We start from the raw sequence: 4,485 nt of genomic DNA on the forward strand, positions 1-4,485 counted from the left end.
CGCTCATCCTTGTGGCATCGGCATTCCAGTAAAGCAGGTCGAACGGCACGGGATCACGACCGCGCATATAGTTGTTGACGACATAGGGCCATATCAGGTCGCCGGAGCGGAGCATGTTGAACGCCGTCGCCATGCGCGTTCCGTCCAGATAGCCTTCCGCCGACATCGCCTTTTCCAGCGCCCGGATTTGATCTTCGTCAACGAAGACCTTGAGATCGCCGGCATGGGTGAAATCCACCTGCGTCGTAAAGAGCGTGGCGCTCTTGATTCGCTCTTCGCCTTCCTTTGCAAAGAGAGCGAGGGCAGCGCTCAAGAGGGTTCCGCCAACGCAGTAGCCGATGGCATTCACGGCTTTTTCGCCGGTGGCTTTCTCGACCGTATCGAGCCCAAAACGCAGGCCTTCATTGATATAGGCTGTCCAGTCCTTCATGGCGTGGCGGTGGTCGGGATTGACCCATGAAATCACGAACACGGTATGGCCGTGCTCCACCGCCCATTTGATGAAGGATTTCTCGGGGTTGAGGTCAAGAATGTAGAATTTGTTGATCCATGGCGGGCAAATCAGGAGAGGGCGCTTGAATACCTCTTTTGTGGCTGGCTCGTACTGGATGATTTCCGCGACCTCGCTGCGGGCAATAACCTTGCCCGGAGTGGTGGCAACATTGTCGCCGAGTGCAAACTTCGTAAGGTCTGACTGACGCAGGCGAAGGTCGCCGCCTCCGGCCACAATATCTTCGGCCAGCATCTTCATGCCGCGAACCAGATTTTCGCCGTTGCTGGCGACGGTTTCCTTGTAAAGCTCCGGATTGGTCAGGAGAAAGTTGCTCGGTGATGCCGCCGTGGTGATTTGCTTGACGTAAAATGCAGCCTTGTGCCGCGTATGATCGTCAAGTCCTTCGGCGTTTTCGACGAGATCCCCCGCCCAACGCGCAGTAACGAGATAGGCCTGCTTGAGAAAATCGAAAAAGGCGTTCTTGCCCCAGTCCTCATCGGCGAAACGCTTGTCACCCTTGTCGGGCGTGACAATGTCCTCCACCTCTTCACCACTCATGCGGCGAATGGAATTCGACCAGATCACCATATAGCTGGAAAAAAGTTTGGTCTGCGCTTCAAGGGCCCGGGCTGGCTCAGAAAGCCAATATTCCGAAACTTTGGAAAGTGTCTTCACCACGTCCGTGACGGGGTCGGCGAGTGTGTCGCGCTTCAGCCCTTTCTCGCGCGGTTCGACCCAGGCGGAAGCCGCTTTCCCGGCCTGCTCGATCATATGGGCGACATTGCGCGCAAAGGCTTCCGGATCCTTGACGACATAGTTATCAAGGTTCGGGGTCTTGCCGCTCTTATCGCCTTGATTATCCATATGGTCGCTTCCTCCCGTCGATGCGCGATATTGACATCATATCATAAATCGGTGCTATCCCTCTAACGTGCAATTGTTACGACAATGATGAAATCGTTTTTCGCAGTCAGGACACATAATGAACATTTCGGCCAAAAACATTATGCGCTTTTCTGTTGGCGCCATTCTCATTGCCGGCCTGGGTGCCTGCGCCAGTCCGCCTCCGGCGCCCCCGTCCAATTCGCCTCTGACCGGGCCGGTAAACACCGGTACCTATCCCCATTTCACACCTGATCCAAAAGGCGAGACCACGCAGTTCACGCCGGAGGAAAAGGATGCGCTGCGATCAAAGCTTTCCGTCGCCAAGGCTGGACAAGCCGGCCCGTCCTCGGATCCCGCTGTCGCCGCCCGCAGGCAARCCGAGATGCAACTCCTGAAGAAACAGCAGGAAGCGGATCTGAAGGAGATCGAGGGGAAGTCGTCTTCCACACCTCAGTGATCTGGTTTCACTTGCACGCTGGAACATCCGGAAATCGCGGATAAGTTTTCACTCCTGATGGCGCGTCCCCAAAAACCCCTCCCTGGAGCTGCGCGCCTTCCCTCCCCACAAGGGGGAGGGTTAGTCCGTCGCGCCTGTCATCGCCGCACACGCAAAAAGGAGACGCTGCAGGATAAAGCGCTGTTACCCTCCCCCTTGTGGGGAGGGAAGCTGCGCAGCAGCAGGGAGGGGTTCTTCTCAAAATTTCAGTTACTTCAAAATAATCGTGGCTGTTTATCCACGCTCTGCAAAGCTCGCTTACTCTATCCCCGTCCTTTCCACGGGGAACTGCTTCCGGAGCCGTTCGAAGTGGGGAGAGGATCGGCGCCTCCGATGGCGGGTAACGGACCCGTCATCCGGGGAAGTTCTGTCCAAGGGTTCCCCTGCCGGTACTACGACTGGCGTGTGCTGGACGAGCACTTCGAAAGGGGCTTTCGGCAGCGGGTGACGCAATTCAGCCAAYGCGGAAGGCCTCCCAAGCGGAACGGACGGGATCAAAAAACGCCGGACGGGTGGTCTTCGGATCGCATTACTTATCTACAAAGACGCGCTTCGACGACCGCCCGTCTTCCCAGCATGCAAACAATGGCCAGACTCAAGATGAGGGCGTGGCAAGGGGGAAGAACATGCGACCACATACCCGCAATGATTGCTCGACCCCCGTGCCGTTTCGGTGTATAGCGCACGCCCATAACGAACCCTTTTAACCGGACCCAACCCTATGGAAGAATTTCATAAAGTTCGCCGCCTGCCGCCTTACGTTTTCGAACAGGTCAATCGCCTGAAGGCAAGCGCGCGAGCGGCGGGTGCGGACATTATCGATCTCGGCATGGGCAATCCGGATCTGCCGACACCGCAGAGTATCGTCGACAAGCTGTGCGAGGCTGTCCAGGATCCGCGCACGCATCGTTATTCGTCGTCAAAGGGCATCCCGGGTTTGCGCCGCGCGCAGGCTGCCTATTACGACCGCCGGTTCGGCGTTAAGCTCAATCCCGACACACAGGTCGTTGCGACGCTGGGCTCGAAGGAGGGCTTTGCCAATATGGCGCAGGCCATCACCGCTCCCGGCGATGTGGTGCTCTGCCCGGACCCGACCTATCCCATTCATGCTTTCGGCTTCATCATGTCGGGCGGCGTCGTTCGCTCGATCCCGGCACTGCCCGATGACCAATTCATTCCGGCATTGGAGCGCGGTGTCCGCCATTCCATTCCGAAGCCTTTGGCGTTGATTCTCAACTATCCGTCCAATCCGACCGCGCATGTTGCGTCGCTGGATTTCTACAAGGATGTGGTGGCGTTTGCCCGCAAGAATGAAATCATCATTCTGTCGGATCTGGCCTATTCGGAAATCTATTTCGACGGTGCGCCACCTCCCTCCATCTTGCAGGTTCCCGGCGCGATCGACGTCGCGGTTGAATTCACCTCCATGTCCAAGACTTTCTCCATGCCCGGATGGCGCATGGGATTTGCGGTCGGCAACGAGCGGCTGATTTCGGCGCTGACCCGTGTCAAATCCTATCTCGATTATGGCGCGTTCACGCCAATCCAGGTTGCTGCGGCCTCAGCGCTGAACGGGGATGGCTCGGATATTGCCGAGGTGCGCAATGTTTACAGGCATCGCCGTGACGTGCTGGTGGAGAGCTTTGGCCGAGCTGGCTGGGATATACCCGCACCGGCTGCGACCATGTTCGCCTGGGCACCTATCCCGGAAAAGTTCCGCAGCCTCGGTTCGCTGGAGTTCTCCAAGCTACTGATCGAACACGCGGACGTCGCCGTCGCGCCTGGCATCGGCTTCGGTGAGCATGGCGATGATTATATCCGCGTCGCGCTCGTTGAGAATGAGCATCGCATTCGTCAGGCCGCCCGCAATCTCAAGCGGTTTCTTTCAACCGCGGAAGAGAAATTGCATAACGTCATTTCGTTGAATGCGCACCGCTGAGCGGCTTTGCCGGCACTGAAATTCGCGGCGCCTCTCGGCGCCGTCTCAATGAAAATTCAGGGAATTGAATAATGAGTGAAGCGCTGCGCGTGGGAATCGCCGGACTGGGTACTGTTGGTGCCTCGGTTTTGAAAATATTGCGTGACAAGGGTGAAATGCTCACTCGCCAGTGCGGCAAGGAAATCATCGTCACCGCCGTATCGGCGCGGGACGCCAAGCGCGACCGCGGCGTCGATTTCTCTTCCGCAACCTGGTTCGATGATCCGGTTGCGTTGGCCAAGTCCAACAATATCGACGTCTTTATTGAACTGATCGGCGGAGATGAAGGACCAGCGCGTGCCTCGGTCGAAGCCGCGTTGCGATCCGGTCGGCACGTCGTCACCGCCAACAAGGCCCTCCTTGCCAAGCACGGCGTTTCGCTTGCGAAAATCGCGGAAGACAAAGGCGTTCTCCTGAATTTCGAAGCGGCGGTCGCTGGTGGTATCCCGGTGATCAAGGCGTTACGCGAATCCCTGACCGGCAATACAGTTTCGCGCGTTTACGGCATCATGAACGGAACCTGCAACTATATCCTGACGAGGATGTGGGACGAGGGAATTTCCTTCGAGGATTGCCTCGCCGATGCGCAGCGCCTCGGCTATGCGGAAGCTGATCCGACCTTCGACATCGAAG

The 4,485-nt window shown here is 57.4% G+C and carries 4 protein-coding genes; 3 read left to right on the top strand and 1 reads right to left on the bottom strand.

The features are described from left to right. Positions 1-1,357: alpha/beta fold hydrolase (locus ACXJ5O_RS19770; RefSeq protein WP_457301387.1), on the bottom strand; the 1,357-nt coding region annotated here is incomplete at its 3' end. A gap of 118 nt (positions 1,358-1,475) precedes the next feature. Here ACXJ5O_RS19770 and ACXJ5O_RS19775 point away from each other — a divergent pair. The 3 genes from ACXJ5O_RS19775 to ACXJ5O_RS19785 all read left to right on the top strand — a co-directional run. Continuing rightward, entirely contained in the window at positions 1,476-1,835 is a 360-nt protein-coding gene (locus ACXJ5O_RS19775; RefSeq protein WP_457301388.1) for a hypothetical protein, read from the top strand. Between the two features lie 760 nt (positions 1,836-2,595). Further along, complete coding sequence (locus ACXJ5O_RS19780) at positions 2,596-3,813, top strand: LL-diaminopimelate aminotransferase (RefSeq protein WP_114429919.1); 1,218 nt, start codon at positions 2,596-2,598, stop codon at positions 3,811-3,813. A gap of 71 nt (positions 3,814-3,884) precedes the next feature. Beyond that, on the top strand, positions 3,885-4,485 hold a 601-nt coding region (locus ACXJ5O_RS19785), incomplete at its 3' end, for a homoserine dehydrogenase (RefSeq protein WP_457301389.1).

It is taken from the genome of Phyllobacterium sp. P5_D12, from assembly GCF_054049495.1.

Coding starts and splice junctions, on each gene's coding strand:
- ACXJ5O_RS19780 (WP_114429919.1), top strand. CDS start 2,596: ATGGAAGAATTTCATAAAGTTCGCCGCCTGCCGCCTTACGTTTTCGAA.